This is a genomic window from Rhizobium etli 8C-3 (assembly GCF_001908375.1).
Classification (GTDB): Bacteria; Pseudomonadota; Alphaproteobacteria; order Rhizobiales; family Rhizobiaceae; genus Rhizobium; species Rhizobium etli_B.
In genome coordinates this window covers 929,269-953,035 of record NZ_CP017244.1, presented here as the reverse complement: position 1 = coordinate 953,035, position 23,767 = coordinate 929,269, and the positions used below count along the sequence as shown (strand labels likewise).

Here is a 23,767-nt window from a genome sequence, read left to right as displayed (position 1 = left end):
GCGCCCTAAGCGGGAGGTGATCACACTCCAGGTTGGCGCTTCTCGCGAAAGTGCGTCACTCTTGTTTGGCAAATGACATGGAACAGAGACTAGCCGCGATCATGGCAGCCGACATGGCAGGCTACAGCCGGCTGATGGAGATCGATGAAGCAGGTACGCTCGCCCGCCTGAAAACCCACCGAATCGAATTGATCGACCCCGCGATTGCGAAGAACAAGGGTCGTATCATCAAGACGACAGGGGACGGCATGCTTGTCGAATTCCTAAGTGTTTCTGATGCAGTGAAGTGCGCCGTGGAGATCCAGCAGCGCATGAAGCGACGCAATTCGGATGTGCCGCAAGATCGGCGGATTGAATTCAGGATCGGGATCAACCTCGGCGACATCATCTTTGACGATCAGGATATTTTCGGCGACGGTGTCAATATTGCTTCTCGCATCGAGCAGTTGGCCGACGTCGGCGGCGTCTGCATCACCGCGGCGGTGGCGACACAGATTGTCGACCGGCTTGAAGTCGCCATTGAGGATTTGGGAGAAAAGACGCTCAAGAATATTAGCCGTCCGGTACATCTCTTTCGTGTCGGGCTCGAAGCCCTGCCAGGTCAGCTGGATGACCTGGATGCGAAACGATCGGTCGGGAAGCCTTCGATCGTTGTGCTGCCGTTCATCAATATGAGCGGCGATCCCGATCAGGAATTTTTCGCCGACGGGCTTACAGAGGACATCATTACCGAACTATCGCGCCGTCACGAGCTGTTCGTCATCTCGCGAAATTCGAGCTTTGTCTATAAGAACCAGGCCGTGAACGCACGGGAAGTCGCCGAAAAGCTAGGAACGCAGTACTTGGTGGAGGGAAGCGTCCGCAAGATTGGCGACAGGGTGCGTGTGACCGTCCAGCTCATCGATGCAGTCAACGATGCTCATATTTGGGCAGACAAATACGACAGGAAGCTTGACGACATATTCGCGATACAGGACGAGGTCACCGGAGCGATAGTGGCCACGTTACCCGGTCGCGTCGAAGCCGCCCAGCGTGACCGGCTCGAGCGAACAAAACCGGCGAATATGGCCGCATACGAATGCGCGCTCGCCGCCAAGGTACTGCATCACAGAAGCACGGCGCTGGACAACCAACAGGCGCAACTGCTCATAGACCGTTCAGTCATGCTGGACGCCGGTTATGCCCACGCCCATGCGTGGCGTGCATGCATTCTGGGCCAAGCTTGGGTCAACGGCTGGTGCGAAGACAAGGATGCTGTGTGGAATGAGATCGTTGCCGCGCTAGATCGCGCGCTGGCGCTGGATGACAACGACGCTGACGTCCACAGAATTTTAGCTGCGGTGAATGTAAACAACAATAATCTGACCACAGCCCGGTATCACCAGGAGCGCGCACTTTCCCTCAATCCTAACTACGACCTAGTCGTGGTTCAGCAAGGAGAGTTGTTGACGTGGCTGGGACGACCCGAAGAGGGGCTAGAATGGATCCGTCGGGCGATGCGGCTCAACCCCCATCACCCCGAGCGATTCTGGAGCCATCTTGGAAAGTCGCATTTTGCCGCGCATCAGTACGTCGAGGCGATCGAAGCCTTCATGCATCTGTCGGTCATGGACTACGTCCAGCACGCCTTTGTCGCGGCATGCTATGGCTGGCTTGGTGACGAAATCGCCGCGGCAGGTCATCTGGAAAAAGTCAGGGCGCTTGCTCCACATTTCGACATAGACGATTTTCTTGCAACGATGCACTACGCTCAAGAATCTGATGCACAGCACCTTCGCGACGGCCTTGCCAAAGCGGAAGAAAGCCGCCGCACCTCACCATCAAAGGCAATTTGAATTGGCGTTTTTTCAGCTGCGCGACTGACTGCCGCTTGGTCTGGCCTGGTGGACATGGATAAAGCAGATCCGGGCGACGACAATGAAAACGTTCCTCTTAAAAAAATCCCCATGGCTCAGGTCCGTCTCGCTTGGGCGGTCCGGTGCGCCCAGATGGGCTTTCCGAACAGGATCAGGTTACCTGCGAGCGCTAAAGCAAGACCGAGCACAGCCTCGGGCGTCCAGGCGTAGCCTTCAAAAAGTGTCGAGACCGTCAAGGCGACAAGCGGAAACAGCACTGTCGCATAGGACGCACGTGCCGGGCCCCATTGGCCAACGAGAGCCAGATAGGCGAGGAACCCGATGACACTGCCCGGAATTGCAAGATAGAGCAGTGCACCCGTGTAGGCCAGCGATGGATCGAAGGAAAGAGGCAGTCCACGCGCCAGCACGAGGACGCCCAGCGCCGCCACACCGCAGACCATCGCATAGGCCGTCGTGGACGACAGATCGAGCCCGATCCTTTGGTGTCGAGCCGAAAGGAAATTGCCGAGCGAAAAGCAATAGGTGCCGGCAAGCGCCAGCAAAAGGCCAAGTCCGCCATCAGGCGTGGTGTCAAGCGCGCGCAGCTCATCTGCAAAAAGAAGCACCAGGCCTGCGAGTCCAACCGCGCCTGCCAGTATCACACGGGCGCTCGGGCGATTTCCTTGAAGGAGCCAGCCATTCGCCGCGTTAAACAGGGTTGCCATTGCAAAAACGACCGAGACGATGCCGCTCGGCAACATACCGGCGGCATAATAGAAGCAAAGAAAATTGCAGCAAAACAGGCAAAGGCCCTGAGCGCCGACCGTCAGCCAATGCTTCAATGGCGGCGGCAGCAGGCGCCGGCGCAGCGCCAGTAATCCAAGCAGCAGAATGGCTGCGAGCGCGAAACGGTAGAGGATCGATACCTCCGCGGGCACGATGCCGACCTGCAGCTTGATCGCATACCACGTGGTGCCCCAGATAAGGACGGTAAGAAGGAAGAGAAGCGGCGCCATTGGCTGTCTTTCTTGTTGAAGGCATTGAACGGCGTCTTCTATGGCGGTGCACCAAGCGCAGCTATCATAGACTTGCGCGACTATCGAATTCTTGCGGTCTTCGGCAGCACCCAGTTGCAGGAGATGCCGCCGCGGGCTTATGACAAAGCATGCGAACGGCATCGATTTCATCCGCTTTGGAAAATGTGGGCGCCAAGCTGCTGAGGCAGGTTGATCTCGGCGGCGGCCTGTCGATTGCGCAATGGCGAAACTTCGCCAACAGCCGCCTTTGCTATCGCGATCCCGGCCACCACACCGTTAGCCTTTATCTCGATGGTACCGTGCGCCGCATGGACAGCGGTCAGACCAAGATAGGCTCGTCGGGAGCGCTCTGTCTGTTGCCGGCAGGTGGTGACAGCGCCTGGCACGTACTCCGCGACGTCTATTTCTGTCATATCTACATCTCTCAGAGCCGGTTCCAGCGGCTGGCCGGCGAGGTCTTCGATCGCGATAGTCGGACTTTGACGCTTCCCGACCTGAGTTTCTTATCCGACGGCTTCGTTGCGGAGATCATCAACAGGGCGATCCTGCCGAACGACTGGTCGGAAAGGGCCAATCGCCTTTTACTTGCCCAGGCGGCCGATCTCATCTTGCTCGAAGTGCTGCGCAAGAACGGTCCGGTCCGCTCCAGCGGCCTTGTCCTCCAGGGCGGGCTTTCACCCCACGTTTTGAAACGCGTTACACAGTTGATCGATGCCGATCTCGCCGGCGACCTCAGCCTCGACCGGCTCGCCGCGGAGGCGGGCCTCAGCTCCTATCATTTCGCCCGCATGTTCAAACGGACCACGGGCCAGTCACCACACCGGTTCGTGCATGAGCGGCGGCTTGCGGTGGCCTACGAAATCGTCCGAGCCGGCAAGGTGAGTATCACCGAAATCGCCGCCGCCTGCGGATTTTCGACACCGGCGCATTTCGCCGCGAGCTTCAAGGCGAAGTTCGGGACAAGCCCGTCCGCCATTCGCGTCTGACGGCACGAAAATGCTCCCGTCGACATGTCGATGACCTTGCAAAGCCGAAGTACTTCGGGCTTCGCCGGCGCTGGGGGTCTGAGATAGTCGGGTGTACGGCAGTCTTGACAAAAAGCCGTGCGGGCTAGAGCTGCAGCCACTGCGTCAATCATTTCCGCCGACTGTCTTCCTTGTGCGCCAGCATCAGCAAAAGTCCCTTCAGCTCCGGCTCCTGCACCCGCCGTGCGGCCTCGTAGCAGGAGACCCACTCCCGCCTTCGTTGACCGTTCTCACGAAAATCCGTCTCCGTCCCGTCGACCTTCAACAAGTGAACCTGAACGATGCAGGGCACCTGCCTGCCGGTATCGAGCTTCTTCAGATAGGTGAAATAGCCGAATGGTTTCTTCTTCACCTTGCCGCGAATGCCAGCCTCTTCGAGCGCTTCCTGCGCGGCGACTTGGTAGTCCTTCTTCCCTTCGATCGGCCAGCCCTTCGGTATGATCCATCGGCCACTTTCGCGCGATGTCACGACCAGAACCTGAACGCCGTCGGAGGCTGGCCGGTAGCAAAGCGCCGCGCATTGCTCATAACAGGGCTGGGATAGCGCATCGTAATGCTCTGCCAGCTTTCCGAGAAACGTGCGGCTCTTCTTGCCGGCCATTTTCTGTTGCGGGGTAATGACGCTGGTCCTCATGCCTGTGCGGTGGCACTGCTCAGTTAAATCGCCGTGGTAGGCATTCTGTTCCTCATGCGAATTTCTTTTAGCCTCCTCTGACCGAGCCGCGCCAAACCAATTCGGCATGCAGCATCAGGGATTGGCTCTCAGCCCGGCTTTCGTCATTTTTTCCAAGCCAGGCGACAGCTTGCCCGGCAATGGCCTGGACGGGCTGCGCGAATGTCGTCAACTGGTAGGAAGACCAAGACGCCTGGTCGATATCATCAAACCCGACAACGCAAAGCTGATCTGGAATAGCCATGGAAAACTGGTGGCGAGCGGCGTCCATGAAACCACAGGCAAGAAGATCGGTGGCGCAGAATACGGCGTCGGGGCGGTCCTTTCTGGTCAACATTCGCTGTGCCAGGACTTTGCCAGCCTCGTATCCGGTCCAGCCGTAACGCTCAACCATGATGTCCAGGCCAAGGGCTTTGGCAGCGGCAGCGAAACCGTATTCCCGCGCCATGAGGCTGGGCGTGCCTGCTTCGGAGTTTGCAAACGCCAGCTTGCGGCAGCCAGCGCGAAGAAAGGCTGTTACCACTCGTCCCGCGGCTTCGCGATCATCGAGGTTGATGCGAAGCGGACCAGGCTGATCATCGTCGCGATTGATCAGGACGAGCCTTTGTCCGTTTCTCAGGCAAAGCTGCGTGATCGACTTATCCGGCAAGCCGGACAGAATGATTGAAGCATCGGCACGGTAGCGAATGGCTTGGCTCAAAGCCCGATCCACACTGCCGTCCGAGCGGTCCGTGTTCACCAGCATCGCAACTTTGCCGACGCTCTGCAGCTGCTGCGTCAATTCCCGCAGCAGGGCCGAGCGATAAGGTGTGGCGACCTCTGAAACGATGAGACAGACGATACCGCTTTCATTGCGCATCAGTCCGCGCGCCAGATGGTTGACGTGATAGCCGAGCTCGTCGGCGGCTTCCATTACCTTTCGCCTTGTCTCAGCCGACACGCTCGCGCCGGGCGTGAAAGCACGCGAAACAGCAGAGCGCGACACCCCTGCTCTTTTGGCTACTTCGTCGGCGCTGACAAAAATCTTGGACGACACAGCTCCTCCCATCCGCTCATCGGATTTTGCTATGCTTTGCAATGGCGTGCAAGCTCTCCTGCGGCGGATTATCACGACAGTACTGTGAAGAATACAATTGACAGCCTTTGATGTCTCATGCACCATTTGCACACGCTTGCAAAAAGCGAACGGCGTGGAGGCGTCGCGATAATCAGGAGGAAATGATGGGTTCGGTAAAAATTGCCGCGGCAGCGCTTGCCGCGAGTGTGACTTTTGGCGCCTATTCGGCCCACGCTGCTGGCGACCTCAACCTCATCTGCTCCGCAGACGTCGTCATTTGCGAAATGATGAAGGATCGTTTTGAAAAGGGAACGGACGTCAAAGTGAACATGGTTCGGCTGTCGTCGGGCGAAACCTATGCGAAAATCCGCGCCGAGGCGCGTAACCCGAAGACCGACATCTGGTGGGCGGGCACGGGCGATCCGCATCTCCAGGCCGCAAGCGAAGGGCTGACGCAAGAATACAAGTCGCCACTGCTCGACCAGCTCCAGGACTGGGCAAAGAAGCAGGCCGAAAGCGCCAATTTCCGGACGGTAGGCGTTTATGCTGGCGCGCTCGGCTGGGGCTATAACACTGACATGCTGCAGAAGAAGGGACTGAAAGAACCAAAGTGCTGGGCAGATCTCCTGGATCCGTCCTACAAGGGTGAGATCCAAATCGCAAATCCGAATTCGTCGGGCACTGCCTATACCGCCCTTGCGACGCTCGTTCAGATTATGGGCGAAGACAAGGCGTTCGAATATCTCGGCAAGCTCAACGCCAACATCTCGCAATATACAAAGTCCGGCTCGGCGCCGGTCAAGGCAGCCGCTCGCGGCGAAGCGACGATCGGCGTCGTGTTCATGCACGATGCGGTCGCCCAGACAGTCGAAGGCTTCCCGGTCAAATCGGTCGCACCTTGCGAGGGGACCGGCTACGAAATCGGCTCCATGTCGATCATCAAGGGCGCCAAGAACCTCGATAACGCCAAAAAGTGGTACGATTGGGCACTGTCTGCCGATGTTCAATCCCAGATGAAGGATGCGAAATCCTTCCAGCTGCCGTCCAACAAGTCGGCGACGGTTCCGAAGGAATCGCCGAAGTTCGAGGACATCAAGCTGATCGACTACGACTTCAAGGCCTATGGCGACCCCGACAAGCGCAAGGCGCTGCTTTCGCGTTGGGACAAGGAAATCGGCGCGAAGGCAAACTGAAGCCGATGATCGGGAGGTGACGGCCGGCGGCGAAAGCGTCGGCTGTCGGATCGATACGGCCGAGCCTGGAGCGGACTTCATGAAGAACCACAATCGCAGGCTTGGTCTCGCCCTCGTCTTTGCTGTCGCCGCCCTGACGATGCTCCCGTGGTATCGGATCGAAGGCGGCTTCTTCGGTCTTGGCTGGCTCTCTGCCTTTCCAGGTGAAGCCTCCGCAGCTCCCGCCATACTCCAGATCGTCCAGCACGGCCGATGGTGGCTCGCAATCGCCGTCTTCCCTATCTTGCTTGGCGGGGTCGCGCGATTGCTTCCCGATCATGCGCAACGTGGAACACTGCTTTCCTGGGCTGGTGGCCTCGGCCTTTTGGTTCTGGCGCTTCAGGGACTTGCGATCGGCTTTTCCGGATGGACCTGGACGATCAGCGAAAGCCTTCTTGGCGCATTGCCAGTCGGCCAGCCCTCCATGGGAGCCGGTGCGGTTGTTATCGGCCTCGTTTTCGTGCTGCTCTTTGCCTTTGGCCTCGCCGAGCGCGGTTTTCTTAAGGGTGATGCCTTCGTCACCGGTGCCATCGCCACGCTCGTGCTCCTCGTTGCAGTTTTCGTCTTCTATCCGATCGGCAGCATGTTTGTTGGCGCATTCCAGGATCTCGACGGCTCCTTCAATCCGGACGGCTTCGTCAGCAATATTCAGGATCCGTCCGTCTGGAGCCTGGGCTGCATCGCCGGCGGCGGGCACTGCGGTGTCGCCTGGCGCACCTTGTGGCTCGCAATCATGACGGCGGCAGGCTCAACGACACTGGGGCTCTGCTTTGCCCTCGTCGCAACCCGCACACGCTTTCCGTTGAAGAAGGGCCTTCGGCTGCTGACGATCCTGCCGATCATCACGCCGCCTTTCGTGGTCGGCCTTGCGCTCACCTTGCTTTTCGGTCGCTCGGGCGTTGCAACGCAGTTCGTCTCCTCCTTGCTCGGCCTTGAGCCCGGCCGCTGGCTCTATGGCCTGACGGGCATCTGGATCGCCCAGGTGCTCTCCTTCACGCCGATCTCCTTTCTTGTTCTCATCGGCGTCGTCGAAGGCGTCAGCCCGTCGATGGAGGAGGCATCACAGACGCTGCGGGCGGATCGTTGGCGGACCTTCTGGCGTATCTCGCTGCCACTGATGAAGCCGGGGCTGGCGAATGCGTTCTTGATCGGTTTCATCGAGAGCATGGCAGATTTCGGCAATCCACTCGTGCTCGGCGGCAGCCATGGCGTGCTGTCGACTGAAATCTTCTTTGCCGTCGTCGGCTCGCAAAACGACCCGTCGCGCGCCGCGGTCCTTGCCATGGTCCTGCTCGGCTTCACGCTTTCGGCGTTCCTGGCCCAGCGTTTCTGGCTGTCGGGCAAGAATTTTGCGACGGTAACCGGCAAGGGCGATTCTGGCCGACACATCGCGCTGCCGTATGGCCTTTCAATCGCCATCCATGCAATCGTCATCCCCTGGATGATCTTTACGATCGTCGTCTATGCGATGATCCTTTTCGGCGGTTTCGTGCGCACCTGGGGCCTCGACAACACGCTGACATTGGAACACTACATCCGCGCCTTCTCAATAGGGTTGCGGGACGACGGTGGACTGGCATGGACGGGGGTTGCCTGGAGTTCGTTCTGGACAACAATGGAAATCGCCCTGATCTCCGCCCCGCTCACCGCTGTCGTCGGCCTTTTGACCGCCTATCTTATCGTGCGGCAGAGATTCGCAGGGCGGAATCTCTTCGAATTCGCGCTGATGGTGAGCTTTGCAATCCCCGGCACCGTCATCGGTATCAGCTACATCATGGCCTTCAACCTGCCCCCGCTCGAAATGACCGGCACGGCGCTGATCCTCGTCGCCTGCTTCGTTTTCCGCAATATGCCGGTTGGCGTACGCGGTGGCGTAGCCGCCATGAGCCAGTTGGACAAGAGCCTCGATGAAGCCTCGCTGACGCTGGGCGCCGACAGTTTTCGCACGATCCGTAAGATCATCCTGCCGTTGCTGCGACCAGCCATCACCGCCGCTCTCGTCTATTCCTTCGTGCGCGCGATCACCTCGATCAGTGCCGTGGTTTTCCTCGTCAGCGCACAATACAACATGGCGACGTCCTATATCGTCGGCCTCGTGGAAAACGGGGAATACGGCGTTGCCATCGCCTATTCTTCCGCGCTGATCGTCGTCATGGTCGCCGTCATCGCGGGATTCCAGTTCATGGTCGGCGAACGGCGGCTCCGACGCGAAAATCGCGTTGGTCTTGCCGTCACGACCGCCGCTGCTGCTGCCGCCCCGATTGGCCAGGAGAAAACCGCATGAGCGTCAACACACCCGGTTCCGTCGTCTTTGAGAACGTCCGCAAGACCTTCGGCGCCTTCACTGCTATATCCGACCTGTCGCTGACGATCGAGCCCGGTACGCTGGTGACGCTGCTTGGTCCTTCGGGCTGCGGAAAGACGACGACATTGCGCATGCTGGCAGGTCTTGAACATCCTTCGGCGGGCCGCATCCTTATCGGCGGCAAGGATGTGACGATGCTTCCGGCCAATGAGCGCGACGTCTCGATGGTTTTTCAGTCCTATGCGCTCTTTCCGCACATGACGGCACTCGACAACGTCGCTTATGGCCTCGAATCCTCCGGGTTGAGGCGCAAGGAGGCCCGCGAGCGCGCCGAAGACGGCCTGACGCTCGTCGGTCTCGCCGGGATGGGCCAGCGCCTTCCTGCCGAACTGTCCGGAGGCCAACAGCAGCGGGTTGCCGTTGCCCGCGCGCTGGTGCTCGAACCACAGGTGCTGCTCCTCGACGAGCCGCTGTCGAATCTCGATGCCCGGCTTCGCCGCCGAGTGAGAACGGAGATCCGCGACTTGCAGCAGCGGCTTGGCTTCACCGCCGTCTACGTTACCCATGATCAGGACGAGGCGCTTGCGGTCTCTGATCAGATCATCGTCATGAAGGACGGGGAAGTCGCACAGAAGGGAGCGCCGCGCGATCTCTACGATCAGCCGGTATCGGCGTTCATTGCAGATTTCATGGGCGAGGCAAACGTCGTGGCCTGTGATGTCATCGGTACCGAAGGCGGAGAAGCGACGATCAATGTCGAGGGTCTCTTGCATCGCGTCCCCGGCCGCAATGTCCGCCCCGGACCGGCTCAGCTCGCGGTGCGCCCGAACGCCATTACGCTGTCGGCGCGAAACGGCGGCGCTTTCAGCGGACAGGTCACTCATGCAGCCTATCTTGGCGACCGTGTGGAATACGAAGTGAAAACGCGCAACGGCATGCTTTTCGTCGTCGATCCTGCGGTGGAAAGAGCACTACAGCCTTTGACGGAGGTTGAGATCAGCTTCAAGGATCGCGGGATTGCCATCATCGGCGGCTGAGCCGCGTTTCATCAAGGGAAGATTCCATGACATCGCATGTAGCACGCCTCGAAGCCCGGCTCGCGCTTGCCGAAGCCGTAGCCCGCGAAGCCGGCGCTATGGCGCTCGATTACTTCAAGCACCGCGAGACGCTGGTAATTGAAACCAAGCGCGATCCGCAAGATGTCGTTTCGATCGCCGACCGGGAGGTCGAAAATCTGATCCGCGGCCGCTTCAACGAAGCCTATCCCGACGATGGCGTGCTCGGAGAGGAATATGGGCTCGAAGCCGGCACGTCCGGCTACACATGGGTCGTCGATCCCATCGACGGCACCAGCCCCTTCGTCAACGGCATGCCGAACTGGTGCATTTCGATTGCTCTGTTGCATGAGGGCGTTCCTGTCGTCGGTGTGATCTGCGCACCATGCCACGACGAGCTTTATGCGGCCGCACTCGGGCTCGGCGCAACATTGAACGGCAAGACGCTTCGGCTCGACCCCACGCGCACCATCCGCAACAGCGTAACGGGCATCGGCGCGAACAACTATGTGACGCCAGCTTTCGTGGGCAAAATGGTTGAAAGCCTGCTCACTGCGGGTGGCAACTTTATCCGGAACGGCTCGGGCGCCCTGATGCTCGCCTATGTCGCGGCAGGCCGTCTGGTCGGCTATTACGAACCTTACATGCACGCCTGGGACTGCCTTGCGGGCTATTGTCTGGTGAAGGAAGCCGGCGGCTGGTATCAAGCCTTCCCCACGGAGGGCGAAGGGCTGACGAAAGGCGCACCGGTCCTTGCCGCTGCCCCCGGGGCCATCAAGGATCTGCGACAGGTGGCAGGCTTATGAAAGGCACATGCTGGACAGAGCAAGGGGCTGCGCTAAGTTGCGCCGAACGCGCTTCCAGCAACACCGGCATTTCGTCTTTCAGGATTGCCGTTGAACAGGATTTCCACGGGAGGTCGAGGAGGATCGTCCGTGGAATATTTGGATGCCGGCTTGCCGGCTCCACCCAACAAACAGGGAGGAACTAATGTCCATTCGTACAGGTCTCTTATCGACAGCGGCGATCGCCGTTTCGCTTGGCGCAGCATCGCAAGCGTTTGCACTCACTGAGCTGCAGTGGTGGCACGCCATGTCTGGCGCAAACAATGAGGTCGTCGAACAGATTTCAAAGGAATTCAACGCAAGCCAGGCGGACTATAAGATCGTTCCAGTCTTCAAGGGCAGCTATCCCGAGACCCTAAATGCCGGCATCGCCGCGTTCCGCGCCAAGCAGGCGCCCGCAATTCTTCAGGTGTTCGATGCTGGTAGCGGCGTTATGATGGGGGCCGAAGGCGCGATCATGCCCGCCGCCCAGGTGCTCGAAAAGGGCGGCTACAGCTTCGACAAGTCGGAATATCTTCCAGGTATCGTCGCCTATTATTCGAAGCCCGATGGCACGATGTTGTCCTTTCCCTACAATTCTTCCTCGCCGATCCTCTACTACAACAAGGATACCTTCAAGAAAGCCGGCCTGGATCCAGAAACTCCGCCGAAGACGTGGCCGGACGTGTTTGAGGCCGCCAAAAAGATCAAGGCGAGCGGCGCATCCCCCTGCGGCTTGACATCCACCTGGCTCACATGGATCCAGACTGAGAACTTCGCAGCCTGGAACAACGTATCCTACGGATCAAATGAAAACGGCCTTGGCGGGACCGACGTGACGCTCGCCTTCAACAGCCCGCTTTTCGTCCAGCATTTTCAGGCGATCGCCGACCTCGCCAAGGATGGCACGTTCCGCTACGGCGGGCGCACCTCCGAAGCCAAACAGCTCTTCACCTCCGGTGAATGCGGCATCATGACTGAATCGTCAGGCGGTCTCGGCGATATCGTCAAATCCGGCATGAACTACGGCATCGGTCAATTGCCGTATTATGAAGGCGAAGGTCGGCCACAGAACACGATTCCCGGCGGGGCCAGTCTCTGGGTCTTTGCCGGTAAGAGCGACGCTGAATACAAGGGTATTGCCGAGTTCTTCCACTTCCTGTCGCAGACAAAAGTCCAGGCGCGGCTGCATCAGGTTTCCGGCTACATGCCGGTCACGATGGCCGCTTACGAGGAAACGAAGAAGTCGGATTTCTACGACAAGAACCCGGGGCGGCAAACGCCAATCCTGCAGATGATGGGAAAGACACCGACCGAAAATTCCAAGGGGGTGCGCCTCCCGAATTTGCCGCAGGTCCGTGACATCATGAATGAGGAATTCGAGGCCATGCTTGCTGGAAAACAGGATGCAAAGGCGGCACTCGACAAGGCTGTCGAACGCGGCAACGCTGCCATCAAGCAGGCCGTTAGCCAGTAGTGGTCCAGTGTTTCGCGCCCGCGGCCCGAGGCTGCGGGCGTTCCTTCACGCCAAGGAGTTCTCCGTGCAGCGCGTTGTTTTTCCAAACAAGATTCTTCCCTATTTCCTGCTTGCACCGCAAATTATTCTGACCGTTGTTTTCTTCTTCTGGCCGGCAAGCCAGGCGCTCTACCAGTCGATACAGCGCGAGGATCCCTTTGGCTTGAAGAGCGGTTTCGTCGGCCTTGCAAATTTCCGCGACGTCTTTGCAGATCCCAACTACCTGCATTCTCTGCAGGTCACGATCCTCTTCAGCGTACTGACGGCACTGCTGTCGATGGTCATGGCTTTGGCGCTCGCAACGGCCGCCGATAAAGTCGTGCGTGGAAAGACCTTTTACCGCACGCTGCTGATTTGGCCCTATGCAGTGGCACCCGCCGTGGCCGGCATGCTCTGGCTCTTCATGTTCAATCCGGCAATGGGCACGTTTGCCTATCTTCTGCGGCGCAACGGCTTCATGTGGGATCCGCTGCTCAACGGCAATCAAGCAATGATGCTTGTTGTCATGGCGGCTGCGTGGAAGCAGATCAGCTACAACTTCCTGTTCTTCGTCGCCGGCCTGCAAGCCATTCCGAAATCGCTGATCGAGGCTGCGGCAATTGACGGAGCGCGCGGCAACCGGCGCTTCTGGACGATCGTTTTCCCGCTTTTGGCACCGACGACTTTCTTCCTGCTCGTCGTCAACACCGTCTACGCCTTCTTCGATACGTTCGGCATCATCCATGCAGTCACCGGCGGTGGTCCCGCCAAGGCCACAGAAACGCTCGTCTACAAGGTCTATAATGACGGTTTCGTGAACCTCAATCTCGGCTCGTCGGCGGCCCAATCCGTCATCTTGATGATCATCGTCATTGCCCTGACCGCTTTTCAGTTCCGCTTCGTCGAGAAGCGCGTGCACTATGCGTGAGATGCGGCGATGATTGAAAAGCGCCCTCTCGCCAATCTTATCGGCCACCTGATGCTGATTATCGGCATCATCATCGTCGCATTCCCGATCTATTACACGTTCGTCGCCTCGACCATGACGTCGGCGGAAATCATCAGGCCGCCCATCTCGCTGTTGCCCGGCGATCATTTCATGGACAACTACACCTCAGCACTTTCAGGCGGTGTTGAGCAGGTCGTCGGAGTGAGCCTCGAACGCCTGCTGTTCAACACATTTGTCGTCGCGGTCCTGATAGCGGTCGGAAAAATCCTGATCTCCTTTCTCTCGGCTTTCGCGATCGTTTTCTTCCGTTTTCCATTTCGCATGGCCTTCTTCTGGATGATCTTCATCACCTTGATGTTGCCAGTCGAGGTCCGTATCCTTCCAACCTATAAGGTGATCGTCGACCTGGGCATGATCGACACCTACGCAGGATTGACACTGCCGCTGATGGCATCTGCCACGGCGACATTTCTGTTCCGTCAGTTCTTCCTGACAATCCCGGGAGAATTACTGGAGGCGGCGCGCATCGACAGCGCCGGCCCGTTCCTCTTCATGCGCGATATACTGCTACCTTTGTCGAAAACGAATATCGCAGCGCTCTTCGTGATCCTCTTCATCTATGGCTGGACCCAATATCTCTGGCCCTTGCTTGTCACCAATGACGCGAAGATGAATACCATCATCATCGCTCTTCGAAAGATGATGGATTTCGCCGATGCGGCAACCCCCTGGAACTACGTGATGGTGACGGCGATCCTTGCAATCATTCCGCCCATTCTCGTCGTCGTGCTCATGCAGCGCTGGTTCGTAAAAGGTCTTGTGGAAACGGAGAAGTAATGGCCAAGATCAATCTGAAGGATGTTCGCAAGACCTATGGCGGCGGTATCGAAGCCATCAAGGGGGTCTCGATGGAAATCGCAGACGGCGAGTTCGTCGTGCTCGTCGGCCCCTCCGGCTGCGGCAAATCCACGTTGCTGCGCATGATCGCCGGTCTCGAAGGTATCACATCGGGCCAAATTGCCATTGGCGATCGCGTCGTCAATCGGCTGGAGCCATCCGAGCGCGACATCGCCATGGTCTTCCAGAACTACGCACTTTACCCGCATATGACGGTCAGGCAGAACCTTGCTTACGGCCTGAAAAACCGCAAGACACCGAAGGACGAAATCGAGCGCCGCATCGAAAAGGCTGCAAGGGCGCTCGAGATCGAGGCGTTTCTCGAGCGCAAACCGAGGCAGTTGTCGGGCGGGCAGCGTCAGCGTGTGGCGATGGGGCGCGCAATCGTGCGAGAACCGGCTGCCTTCCTGTTTGACGAACCGCTGTCGAACCTCGATGCCAAACTGCGCGTCCAGATGCGCGTCGAGATCAAGCGCCTGCAGCGTTCGCTGGCGACAACAAGCGTCTACGTGACGCATGACCAGATGGAGGCGATGACGCTGGCCGATCGTCTTGTGGTGTTGAACGGTGGCCAGATTGATCAGATCGGTACACCAATCGAGCTTTACGAGAAGCCGGCCACGACCTTCGTTGCAACCTTTATCGGCTCCCCCGCCATGAACCTCTGGGACCGGTCGGGTGACAGCAGAGGCTTCTTGCTGTCACCCAGTATCGCCCTGCCCGCCGGCGCCGTCACGCTTGGGGTCCGACCGGAGGACCTTTACATTTGGCAAGATGGCAGAGCGGATGCTTTCAGGGCTGACGCGCGGGTTGGCGCCGTCGAACTCGTTGGTGCCGAAAGCTATGTCCACGCTTGGCTTTCAAACGGTCAGCCGATCGTCTTCCGGGTTCCCGGCCGGTCCCGGATCGCCATTGACGAAGCCGTGTCGGTCTGCGCGGCTGCCGAAAGCCTTCACCTCTTCGACGATGGTGGCAGACGCATGACTTGGTAGAGCGCCCGGTTGCAGGAGCTCGCTTGCAGTCGCAAACAACGTCATTGCCTTGGCTTGGCGCCGCAGCATTCATCTCGGCTCCCGTTGACCTGGATTCCAGCTTGTCGCAATAGCGACCGCCTGAAACAACGCCTGCTCGGCCCTGATGAAACCGGCCTGCATGAGATCAGTGCCCTTGAGTGCGACAGTGCCTTAGCCGAGCCTCGATCTGTGCGATCAGCCATCGAACTGAACGGCTCAGTGACATAGGTGTCAGCGCTGCTTTGGGGAACCTTCACGCGGTCTCGGATACTTTTGCCGGCAGCAAGATAAAGCCGGCACGAACGGCGTTGCTCGCGAGGTCATGCGACCTCCCAAGATGGGGACAATGGGGAGCATGCGATCGATCCGTTATCGCGAATACACAAAATCGGCCGAGCCTGCCTTGCCTAAGCGGCCAAACTCTTGGAAGTTGCAGCTTGAGGATATGCCGGTGAGTAGACGCGTCCTGCAATGCAGATTCGAAAGATTTAATTGTGGCTGTTTTATCCCCCCGCACCTTTTTGACATCGCTGTTCCACGCCGCTGTCCGTGCAGCCGATCCCTTGTCGGGCATCAAGGCGCATCTGCCTGCGAAGCCAAAAGGTCGAACGGTGGTGATCGGCGCGGGCAAGGGAGCAGCACAAATGGCTCGCGCGCTCGAAAGCGTCTGGGACACCCCGCTCGATGGCGTTGTCGTGACGCGCTATGGCTATGGCTGCGAAACCAGAAGGATCGAGATCATCGAAGCCGCCCATCCCGTGCCGGATGTCGCCGGTCTTGCGGCATCGAAACGATTGGTCGAAGCACTGAAGGACCTGACGGCGGACGATCTGGTGATCGCGCTGATGTGCGGCGGCGGTTCGGCGCTTCTGCCGGCGCCGCCCGAAGGCCTGTCGCTCGAAGATGAGATCGCGCTCAACGAGATGCTGCTGGCGTCAGGCGCGCCGATCTCGGCGATGAACGTCGTGCGCAAGCACTTATCCACCATCAAGGGAGGGCGGCTCGCGGCAGCCACGAAAGCGCGCCTCGTCAGCTTGATCGTTTCGGATATTCCCGGCGACAATCCCGCCCATGTCGCCTCAGGACCCACCGTTCCTGATTTCTCCACGAGGCATGACGCGATCGAAATCGTCCGGCAATATGGCCTGCGGCTTCCGAAGGCAGCGCTCGATCACCTGGCCTCCCCCGCCGCAGATGCGCCCTTTCCGGACGATCCGATCTTTGCCGGACACGAACATCACATCATCGCTTCGGCCAGTGTGTCGCTCGAGGCCGCCGCTCAACTGGCAAAGTCCAGTGGCATCACCCCGGTAATCCTGTCGGATTCGATCGAGGGCGAATCCCGTGACGTTGCACTGGTGCACGCGGCAATAGCCCGTGAGGTGCTTGGCCGCAACCGACCGTTCGAAAAGCCTTCCGTCATTCTTTCAGGCGGCGAGACGACCGTGACACTGCGGGCCAGAGGTGGCAAAGGCGGGCGCAACGGCGAATTTGCGCTTTCCGCCGCACTTGCAATCGACGGATACGACATCCATCTCCTGGCAGCAGACACCGACGGCATCGACGGCTCGGAAGACAACGCCGGCGCATTTGCCGACGGCACCTCCGTCAGGCGCCTGCGCGAAAGCGGTCTCGATCCACGCCGCCTTCTTGATGGCAATGACAGCTATTCGGCCTTCCAGGCTATCGGCGACCTCTTCGAGACCGGCCCGACAGGCACCAATGTCAACGATTTCAGGGCGATCCTGGTTCGCTGATGGCGGGCCGGGCGCCGTCGTCTACATTGTCGGCGCCACTTTCCTGCTTTCCCGGCGGAACGCATCCGGGCTCGTCGACATCCATTTGCGGAAGGCCCGGAAAAATGCGCTGGGTTCCGAATAGCCGAGTTGTGTTGCGATGTCGCCGATCGTCTTCGGACTATTGAGCAGCATATCGACGGCCATATCGCGGCGGATGTCATCTTTGATGCCGGCATAGTTCTGCCCTTCGTCACTCAGGCGATGACGCAGGGTGGATACCGGCATGCGCATGTCGGCTGCAAGATCGGCGAAATTCGACCAGGCAGCCGGTGGCAGGCTGCTCAGGCGTCGCCGGACACTGGAAGCAAGTCCGGCATCGTAGCGATAGCGCACGAGGATGTTTGCCGGTGCGCCACGCAGGAACTGTTTCAGTGCCTGCTCGGTCCGCGAAACCGGCAGGTCCAGCATGGCGCTGTCGAACCCCAGCCGGCTGATGGGTTGAGAGAATGCGACGGGGGCACCGAAGAAAAGCCGGTAATCGGCTCCCTGTTTCGGCTCATCACAGCGGAAATCGACGAGCCGGATGGGGATCCGGCGACCCACTAGCCAGCACGTGATGCCGTGCAGAATGATCCAGTAGGTGCGATAGGCGAAAGCCGAGCGAGGTCCGCCGGCGTCTGCAAGCGTGATCTCGGCCAGGCCGTCGCGGGCGACGAGTTCGCCGTGCGGATCCTCCAGGACGACATTGAGGAAGCGCAGTGCCCGACGTAACGCCTGGCCGAGGCTTCGTGCATGCAGCACGCAGTGGCAGAGCAGGGTGAAGCTTCCGCTGCGCATCGGCCTACCGCCCATTCCGAAGAACTCATCATTGAGCTCGGCGGCAATCGCAAGCCACAATGCACCGTAGCGCTCGGCCGATATCGGCTGGTTGACACCTCGAGGCAGTCCGAGCGCAGCAATGAGCGGGGCAGTTGGTTTTCCCATGCGGCGCAGGCTTTCGAGTGCCTCTTGGACGAATCCCGGTGCAATCATGCGCCTTTCGAGTTCAGGCATCGCCTTACCTCTCACTATGGTAAAATTGTCCAGAAATATGAAACAACTCTGTCATCGCTTGCAATAGTGGGACGACATAAAGTCCGTGCTATTCTGGCTGGGCTCTCCATGAGGGGAGAAGGGACTGGCTGTGGGAGATGAGCCATGCTGATTCGTGGAGGAACCTTCATCGTCACCGGCGGCGGATCCGGTCTCGGCGCAGCAACCGTGCGGATGCTGGTCGAAGACGGGGCGCGCGTCGTCATTGCTGATCTCAATGAAAAGGCTGGTGAAATGGTCGCCGCAGAGCTCGGCGGAGAGGTTTCATACTTGTGTGCCGACGTAACGAGCGAGCAAGATGGTGCGCGCGTTGTCGCCGCTGCGCTTGATATCTTCGGTGGCCTGCGCGGGCTCGTCAACTGCGCCGGCGTTGCCCCGGCCGAAAAGGTCATTGGACGTGATGGACCGCATCGGCTCGAAAGCTTTTCACACGCGATCGCCATCAATCTGATCGGCACCTTCAACATGACCCGCCTAGCCGCCTGCGCCATTCAAGAACAGGAGCCGGATGGCGAAGGCGAGCGTGGCGTCATCATCAATACCGCCTCGGTCGCAGCCTTCGACGGCCAGATCGGCCAGGCGGCTTATTCCGCCTCCAAAGGTGGTGTGGCCGCCATGACGCTGCCAATTGCCCGCGAGCTTGCCCGCCACGGTATTCGCGTCGTGTCAATTGCTCCCGGCATCTTCGAAACACCGATGATGGCAGGCATGCCGTTTGAGGTTCGCGAATCACTCGGCAGGAGCGTGCCCTTCCCGCCGCGGCTCGGCCGGCCCGCTGAATTCGCCGCTCTGGTGCGCCATATATGTGAAAACAGCATGCTAAACGGCGAGGTCATTCGCCTCGACGGCGCATTGCGGATGGGCGCGCGTTAGGCGCCGTCAGGGAGGAGAAAATGCCATTGCAGGATCCTGTCGTGATTGTCGGCTCGGCACGCACCCCGATCGGCGGATTTCAGGGCGAGCTCAAGGATGCTACGGCGCCCGCGCTCGGAGCCGCCGCAATCCGGGCCGCACTTGAACGCAGCCGCGTCGAGGCCGGGACCGTTGATGAAGTGGTGTTCGGATGCGTGCTGCCGGCCGGCCAGGGCCAGGCGCCGGCGAGGCAGGCGGCCATCGGCGCTGGCCTTGCCTTTTCGACCGGCGCCAGCACCGTTAACAAGATGTGCGGCTCCGGTATGAAAGCGACGATGATTGCTCATGACCTCATTGCCGCAGGAAATGCCTCGATCACCGTCGCCGGCGGCATGGAAAGCATGACGAATGCGCCCTATCTCCTCGATCGGGCACGTAGCGGCTACCGGCTCGGCCACGGGCGCGTTGTCGATCATATGTTCCTCGACGGGCTTGAGGATGCTTACGACAAGGGACGTTTGATGGGCACTTTCGCGGAAGACTGCGCCGAGGCCTATCAATTCACACGCGCCGCACAGGATAATTATGCGATCGCCTCGCTGACGCGGGCGCAAAAGGCGATCGAGGCCGGCTATTTCGATGAAGAGATCACACCGGTGACCATCAAGACCGGCAAAGGCGAACTGACGGTTGCCCATGACGAACAGCCGGGCAAGGCAAAACTTGAAAAGATTCCGGCCTTGAAGCCTGCCTTCCGCGACGGCGGGACGGTGACCGCTGCCAATTCAAGCTCGATTTCCGATGGTGCGGCCGCCCTCGTCCTCATGCGCCGCTCGGAGGCCGAACGCCGCGGATTGCAGCCGCTTGCCACGATCACTGCCCAGGCTACCCATTCGCAGGCCCCCAATCTCTTTGCAACGGCGCCGGTCGGTGCTCTTGAGAAGCTTTCCGATCGCGCCGGCTGGTCGTTTGATACAGTCGATCTTTTCGAAATCAATGAGGCTTTCGCCGTCGTCGCCATGGCTGCGATGCGCGACCTCCATCTGCCGCACGACAAGGTCAACGTGCATGGTGGCGCCTGTGCGCTCGGCCATCCGATCGGTGCATCGGGAGCACGCATCATTGTCACGCTGCTTGCGGCTCTTAAGCGATACGACCTGAAGCGCGGCATGGCCGCACTTTGCATCGGCGGCGGCGAGGCAACTGCAGTCGCCCTCGAACGGCACTAAGGGAGGAAGCGATGATTCTTTCCGACCTGCAGCAGCAAATTCGCGATCTCGCGCGCGATTTCGCCCGCGAGCGCCTGGCGCCTGGCGCAGCCGCCCGCGACCGGAATCACGCCTTCCCCCGCGAGGAACTGAAGGAAATGGGCGAGCTCGGCCTGCTCGGCATGCTCGTTCCGGAAGCCTTTGGAGGCTCCGACACCGGCACTATTGCCTATGCTGCCGCGCTCGAAGAGATCGCCGCCGGCGACGGGCCGTGCTCGACCATCATGAGCGTCCATAGCTCGGTCGCCTGCGTGCCGATCCTGAAATTCGGCAATGAAGAACAGAAGCAGCATTTCTTGCCGAGGCTTGCGAGTGGCGAATGGATCGGAGGTTTCGCACTGACCGAGGCCCAGGCAGGCTCGGATGCCTCAAACCTGCGCAGCCGCGCGCGCCGCAACGGCGATCATTATGTGCTCGACGGCGCCAAGCAGTTCATCACGTCGGGCAAGAATGGCCAAGTGATCATCGTCTTCGCAGTCACCGATCCTGATGCCGGAAAGAAGGGCATCACCGCCTTCATCGTGCCGACCGATACACCCGGTTACGAAGTCATCCGTGTCGAAGAAAAGCTTGGCCTCCATTCGACCGATACCTGCCAGATCGCCTTCAACGGCATGCGCATCCCCGCCGAACAAAGGCTCGGTGCGGAGGGGGAAGGTTACCGCATTGCGCTTGCCAACCTCGAAGGCGGGCGGATCGGCATTGCCGCGCAGGCGGTTGGCATGGCACGGGCGGCCTATGAGGCGGCGCGCGACTACGCGCGCGAGCGTGTCGCTTTTGGCAAACCGATCATCGAGCACCAGGCCGTCGCCTTCCGCCTTGCCGACATGGCGACCCAGATCGAGGCCGCGCGCCAGCTCGTCCTCCATGCAGCGGCATTGCGCGAAGGCGGCCTGCCCTGTCTTTCGGAAGCGTCGATGGCGAAGCTCTTTGCCTCCGAAATGGCAGAGCGGGTCTGTTCCGACGCGATCCAGATTCATGGCGGCTACGGCTATATGGCCGATTATCCGGTCGAGCGGATCTACCGGGATGTCCGCATCTGTCAGATTTATGAGGGAACGAGCGATGTGCAGCGCATGGTGATTGCGCGCAATCTGTAACACCAAGGATGAGCCGTCGCTTCCTGGAGGAGAGGAGCGGGCGGCAAAGGGAGGAATGAGACCATATGACGGAATTCGCTCAACTGAGCTTGCACGTCCCCGAGCCCGCCGTCCGTCCGGGCGGCCAGCCTGATTTTTCCAACGTCAAGATCGCCAAGGCAGGCGCGGTACCGCGACCTGAAGTGGATGTCGCGTCAGAGGACATCCGCGAGCTCGCCTATTCGATCATCCGCGTACTTAATCGCGACGGTGAGGCAGTCGGCCCGTGGTCGGGCATGCTTTCTGACGACGAACTACTTACCGGCCTTCGCCACATGATGAAGCTCAGGGCCTTCGACGCCCGCATGCTGATGGCGCAACGCCAGGGAAAGACATCCTTCTACATGCAGCATCTCGGGGAGGAAGCCGTCAGCTGCGCCTTCCGCAAGGCGTTGCGCAAGGGCGATATGAACTTTCCGACCTATCGCCAGGCGGGACTGTTGATCGCCGACGACTACCCGATGGTCGAGATGATGAACCAGATCTACTCGAATGAGAGCGACCCGCTGCACGGCCGGCAGCTGCCGATCATGTATTCCTCGAAAGACCACGGTTTCTTCACGATCTCCGGAAATCTCGCCACGCAATATGTTCAGGCAGTCGGCTGGGCGATGGCGTCCGCCATCAAGAACGACAGCAAGATCGCCGCCGGCTGGATCGGCGATGGCTCGACAGCCGAATCCGACTTTCACTCCGCGTTGGTTTTCGCCTCCACGTACAAAGCTCCGGTGATCCTCAATATCGTCAACAATCAATGGGCGATCTCGACGTTCCAGGGCATCGCCCGCGGCGGCTCCGGTACTTTCGCTGCCCGCGGTCTCGGCTTCGGGATCCCGGCGCTGCGTGTCGACGGCAACGACTATCTCGCCGTCCATGCCGTTGCCTGCTGGGCAGCCGAGCGCGCCAGGCGGAACCTCGGCCCGACGCTGATCGAATATGTGACCTATCGCGTCGGCGCCCATTCGACGTCTGACGATCCAAGCGCTTATCGTCCGAAGACCGAGTCTGAGGCCTGGCCGCTTGGCGATCCGGTTCTTCGCCTGAAGAAGCATCTGATCGTCAGGGGCGTCTGGTCCGAAGAACGTCATCTTCAGGCGGAGGCCGAGATCATCGACGAGGTCATCGAGGCGCAGAGAAAGGCAGAGCAGCACGGCACACTGCATGCGGGCGGCAGGCCCTCCGTGCGCGACATCTTCGAGGGCGTCTATGCCGAGATGCCGCCGCATATTCGCCGCCAGCGGCAGAAAGCGGGTTACTGAGATGGCCAGAATGACGATGATCGAGGCCGTGCGCAGTGCCATGGACGTATCAATGGCCCGCGACGACAGCGTCGTGGTGTTCGGCGAGGACGTCGGTTACTTCGGCGGTGTTTTCCGCTGCACGCAAGGGCTTCAGGCAAAATACGGCAAGACCCGCTGTTTCGATACGCCGATCAGTGAATCGGGCATCGTCGGAACGGCGATCGGCATGGCGGCCTACGGGCTAAAGCCGTGCGTCGAAATCCAATTTGCCGATTACATGTATCCTGCCTATGACCAGATCACTCAGGAGGCCGCCCGCATCCGTTACCGCTCGAACGGCGATTTCACCTGCCCGATCGTGCTGCGTATGCCAACCGGCGGCGGTATCTTCGGCGGTCAGACGCACAGCCAGAGCCCGGAGGCGCTCTTTACCCATGTCTGCGGCCTGAAGGTTGTCGTGCCTTCCAATCCTTTTGATGCCAAGGGCCTGCTCATCTCTTCCATTGAGGATCCGGACCCGGTGATGTTCCTGGAGCCGAAGCGGCTCTACAACGGTCCCTTCGACGGTCATCATGAGCGCCCTGTTACTCCCTGGTCGAAGCATGACCTCGGCGAAGTACCTGAGGGACATTATACCGTCCCGATCGGCAAGGCCGAGATCAGGCGGTTGGGATCAGCCGTGACCGTCATCGCCTATGGTACCATGGTGCATGTGGCGCTTGCAGCTGCGGAAGATGCCGGCATCGATGCCGAAGTCATCGACTTGCGGAGCCTCCTGCCCCTCGATCTCGATACCATCGTACAGTCGGTCACGAAGACCGGCCGCTGCGTCGTCGTCCATGAGGCAACGCTTACGTCCGGCTTTGGCGCCGAAGTGGTGTCGCTCGTGCAGGAGCATTGTTTCTACCATCTGGAAGCGCCGGTCATGCGTATCGCCGGTTGGGACACGCCCTATCCGCACGCACAGGAATGGGACTATTTCCCCGGGCCTGCGCGTGTCGGGCGGGCACTTGCAGAAGTCATGGAGGCGTAAGCC

The 23,767-nt window shown here is 59.8% G+C and carries 20 protein-coding genes; 16 read left to right on the top strand and 4 right to left on the bottom strand.

Features of this window, described 5'->3' with window-relative positions:
• Nucleotides 1-77: 77 nt before the first annotated feature.
• Nucleotides 78-1,835: an adenylate/guanylate cyclase domain-containing protein gene (locus tag AM571_RS29435; protein ID WP_074064512.1), complete on the top strand. Its 1,758-nt coding sequence runs from the start codon at nt 78-80 to the stop codon at nt 1,833-1,835.
• Nucleotides 1,836-1,951: 116 nt separating this feature from the next.
• On the opposite strand, the gene AM571_RS29430 is transcribed toward AM571_RS29435, so the two are convergent.
• Complete coding sequence (locus AM571_RS29430; protein WP_074065651.1) at nt 1,952-2,854, bottom strand: DMT family transporter; 903 nt, start codon at nt 2,852-2,854, stop codon at nt 1,952-1,954.
• Between the two features lie 149 nt (nt 2,855-3,003).
• On the opposite strand from AM571_RS29430, the gene AM571_RS29425 reads away from it, so the two are divergent.
• Complete coding sequence (locus AM571_RS29425; RefSeq protein ID WP_074064511.1) at nt 3,004-3,861, top strand: helix-turn-helix domain-containing protein; 858 nt, start codon at nt 3,004-3,006, stop codon at nt 3,859-3,861.
• A gap of 148 nt (nt 3,862-4,009) precedes the next feature.
• Here AM571_RS29425 and AM571_RS29420 read toward each other — a convergent pair whose 3' ends face one another.
• Both AM571_RS29420 and AM571_RS29415 read right to left on the bottom strand, forming a co-directional pair.
• Nucleotides 4,010-4,534 carry an NUDIX hydrolase gene (locus tag AM571_RS29420; protein ID WP_237358660.1) on the bottom strand — a complete coding sequence of 175 codons (525 nt, stop codon included), beginning with the start codon at nt 4,532-4,534 and terminating at the stop codon, nt 4,010-4,012.
• Nucleotides 4,535-4,601: 67 nt separating this feature from the next.
• Nucleotides 4,602-5,609 carry a substrate-binding domain-containing protein gene (locus AM571_RS29415; protein ID WP_074064509.1) on the bottom strand — a complete coding sequence of 336 codons (1,008 nt, stop codon included), beginning with the start codon at nt 5,607-5,609 and terminating at the stop codon, nt 4,602-4,604.
• Between the two features lie 185 nt (nt 5,610-5,794).
• Here AM571_RS29415 and AM571_RS29410 point away from each other — a divergent pair, with 185 nt between their 5' ends.
• The 9 genes from AM571_RS29410 to AM571_RS29370 all read left to right on the top strand — a co-directional run bounded on the left by AM571_RS29410 (nt 5,795) and on the right by AM571_RS29370 (nt 17,157).
• Nucleotides 5,795-6,823, top strand: a complete 1,029-nt coding sequence (locus tag AM571_RS29410; RefSeq protein WP_074064508.1) for an ABC transporter substrate-binding protein — start codon at nt 5,795-5,797, stop codon at nt 6,821-6,823.
• Nucleotides 6,824-6,902: 79 nt separating this feature from the next.
• Nucleotides 6,903-9,146 (top strand): ABC transporter permease, encoded by a 2,244-nt coding sequence (locus AM571_RS29405; protein ID WP_074065650.1) that lies wholly within the window; start codon nt 6,903-6,905, stop codon nt 9,144-9,146.
• The gene (locus tag AM571_RS29400) at nt 9,143-10,204 is read left to right on the top strand and encodes an ABC transporter ATP-binding protein (RefSeq protein ID WP_074064507.1); all 1,062 of its coding nucleotides are present in this window, start codon (nt 9,143-9,145) and stop codon (nt 10,202-10,204) included. Before AM571_RS29405 ends, AM571_RS29400 begins: the two co-directional genes overlap by 4 nt.
• Nucleotides 10,205-10,230: 26 nt before the next feature.
• A complete protein-coding gene (locus tag AM571_RS29395; RefSeq protein ID WP_074064506.1) occupies nt 10,231-11,028 on the top strand; it encodes an inositol monophosphatase family protein in 798 nt (265 codons plus the stop codon).
• 184 nt (nt 11,029-11,212) lie between these two features.
• Nucleotides 11,213-12,523, top strand: coding sequence for a sn-glycerol-3-phosphate ABC transporter substrate-binding protein UgpB (gene ugpB / locus AM571_RS29390; RefSeq protein WP_074064505.1), 1,311 nt, complete (start codon nt 11,213-11,215; stop codon nt 12,521-12,523).
• 64 nt (nt 12,524-12,587) lie between these two features.
• Nucleotides 12,588-13,469 carry a sn-glycerol-3-phosphate ABC transporter permease UgpA gene (ugpA, locus tag AM571_RS29385; protein WP_074064504.1) on the top strand — a complete coding sequence of 294 codons (882 nt, stop codon included), beginning with the start codon at nt 12,588-12,590 and terminating at the stop codon, nt 13,467-13,469.
• Nucleotides 13,470-13,478: 9 nt separating this feature from the next.
• A complete protein-coding gene (gene ugpE, locus AM571_RS29380; RefSeq protein WP_074064503.1) occupies nt 13,479-14,327 on the top strand; it encodes a sn-glycerol-3-phosphate ABC transporter permease UgpE in 849 nt (282 codons plus the stop codon).
• Nucleotides 14,327-15,379 carry a sn-glycerol-3-phosphate import ATP-binding protein UgpC gene (locus tag AM571_RS29375; protein WP_074064502.1) on the top strand — a complete coding sequence of 351 codons (1,053 nt, stop codon included), beginning with the start codon at nt 14,327-14,329 and terminating at the stop codon, nt 15,377-15,379. The genes ugpE and AM571_RS29375 overlap by 1 nt, the downstream gene beginning before the upstream one ends.
• Nucleotides 15,380-15,894: 515 nt before the next feature.
• Entirely contained in the window at nt 15,895-17,157 is a 1,263-nt protein-coding gene (locus AM571_RS29370) for a glycerate kinase type-2 family protein (protein WP_074064501.1), read from the top strand.
• Between the two features lie 21 nt (nt 17,158-17,178).
• Here AM571_RS29370 and AM571_RS29365 read toward each other — a convergent pair whose 3' ends face one another.
• Nucleotides 17,179-18,192, bottom strand: coding sequence for an AraC family transcriptional regulator (locus AM571_RS29365; RefSeq protein WP_074064500.1), 1,014 nt, complete (start codon nt 18,190-18,192; stop codon nt 17,179-17,181).
• Nucleotides 18,193-18,336: 144 nt separating this feature from the next.
• Here AM571_RS29365 and AM571_RS29360 point away from each other — a divergent pair, with 144 nt between their 5' ends.
• From AM571_RS29360 to AM571_RS29340, 5 genes are all read left to right on the top strand, one after another.
• Complete coding sequence (locus tag AM571_RS29360; RefSeq protein ID WP_074064499.1) at nt 18,337-19,104, top strand: 3-hydroxyacyl-CoA dehydrogenase; 768 nt, start codon at nt 18,337-18,339, stop codon at nt 19,102-19,104.
• Nucleotides 19,105-19,124: 20 nt separating this feature from the next.
• Nucleotides 19,125-20,312, top strand: coding sequence for an acetyl-CoA C-acyltransferase (locus tag AM571_RS29355; RefSeq protein ID WP_074064498.1), 1,188 nt, complete (start codon nt 19,125-19,127; stop codon nt 20,310-20,312).
• A gap of 11 nt (nt 20,313-20,323) precedes the next feature.
• Nucleotides 20,324-21,451, top strand: coding sequence for an acyl-CoA dehydrogenase family protein (locus AM571_RS29350; protein ID WP_074064497.1), 1,128 nt, complete (start codon nt 20,324-20,326; stop codon nt 21,449-21,451).
• A gap of 65 nt (nt 21,452-21,516) precedes the next feature.
• The gene (locus tag AM571_RS29345) at nt 21,517-22,749 is read left to right on the top strand and encodes a 3-methyl-2-oxobutanoate dehydrogenase (2-methylpropanoyl-transferring) subunit alpha (protein ID WP_074064496.1); all 1,233 of its coding nucleotides are present in this window, start codon (nt 21,517-21,519) and stop codon (nt 22,747-22,749) included.
• Between the two features lies 1 nt (nt 22,750).
• A complete protein-coding gene (locus AM571_RS29340; protein WP_074064495.1) occupies nt 22,751-23,764 on the top strand; it encodes an alpha-ketoacid dehydrogenase subunit beta in 1,014 nt (337 codons plus the stop codon).
• Nucleotides 23,765-23,767: the final 3 nt, after the last annotated feature.

Excerpts from the sequence above, each read along its gene's own strand:
- AM571_RS29345 (WP_074064496.1), top strand. The coding sequence starts at position 21,517 with ATGACGGAATTCGCTCAACTGAGCTTGCACGTCCCCGAGCCCGCCGTC.
- AM571_RS29355 (WP_074064498.1), top strand. The coding sequence starts at position 19,125 with ATGCCATTGCAGGATCCTGTCGTGATTGTCGGCTCGGCACGCACCCCG.
- AM571_RS29365 (WP_074064500.1), bottom strand. The coding sequence starts at position 18,192 with ATGCCTGAACTCGAAAGGCGCATGATTGCACCGGGATTCGTCCAAGAG.
- ugpB (WP_074064505.1), top strand. The coding sequence starts at position 11,213 with ATGTCCATTCGTACAGGTCTCTTATCGACAGCGGCGATCGCCGTTTCG.
- AM571_RS29435 (WP_074064512.1), top strand. The coding sequence starts at position 78 with ATGGAACAGAGACTAGCCGCGATCATGGCAGCCGACATGGCAGGCTAC.
- AM571_RS29350 (WP_074064497.1), top strand. The coding sequence starts at position 20,324 with ATGATTCTTTCCGACCTGCAGCAGCAAATTCGCGATCTCGCGCGCGAT.
- AM571_RS29405 (WP_074065650.1), top strand. The coding sequence starts at position 6,903 with ATGAAGAACCACAATCGCAGGCTTGGTCTCGCCCTCGTCTTTGCTGTC.
- AM571_RS29420 (WP_237358660.1), bottom strand. The coding sequence starts at position 4,534 with ATGAGGACCAGCGTCATTACCCCGCAACAGAAAATGGCCGGCAAGAAG.
- AM571_RS29430 (WP_074065651.1), bottom strand. The coding sequence starts at position 2,854 with ATGGCGCCGCTTCTCTTCCTTCTTACCGTCCTTATCTGGGGCACCACG.
- AM571_RS29375 (WP_074064502.1), top strand. The coding sequence starts at position 14,327 with ATGGCCAAGATCAATCTGAAGGATGTTCGCAAGACCTATGGCGGCGGT.
- AM571_RS29360 (WP_074064499.1), top strand. The coding sequence starts at position 18,337 with ATGCTGATTCGTGGAGGAACCTTCATCGTCACCGGCGGCGGATCCGGT.
- AM571_RS29340 (WP_074064495.1), top strand. The coding sequence starts at position 22,751 with ATGGCCAGAATGACGATGATCGAGGCCGTGCGCAGTGCCATGGACGTA.
- AM571_RS29410 (WP_074064508.1), top strand. The coding sequence starts at position 5,795 with ATGGGTTCGGTAAAAATTGCCGCGGCAGCGCTTGCCGCGAGTGTGACT.
- AM571_RS29425 (WP_074064511.1), top strand. The coding sequence starts at position 3,004 with ATGCGAACGGCATCGATTTCATCCGCTTTGGAAAATGTGGGCGCCAAG.
- AM571_RS29400 (WP_074064507.1), top strand. The coding sequence starts at position 9,143 with ATGAGCGTCAACACACCCGGTTCCGTCGTCTTTGAGAACGTCCGCAAG.
- AM571_RS29395 (WP_074064506.1), top strand. The coding sequence starts at position 10,231 with ATGACATCGCATGTAGCACGCCTCGAAGCCCGGCTCGCGCTTGCCGAA.
- ugpE (WP_074064503.1), top strand. The coding sequence starts at position 13,479 with ATGATTGAAAAGCGCCCTCTCGCCAATCTTATCGGCCACCTGATGCTG.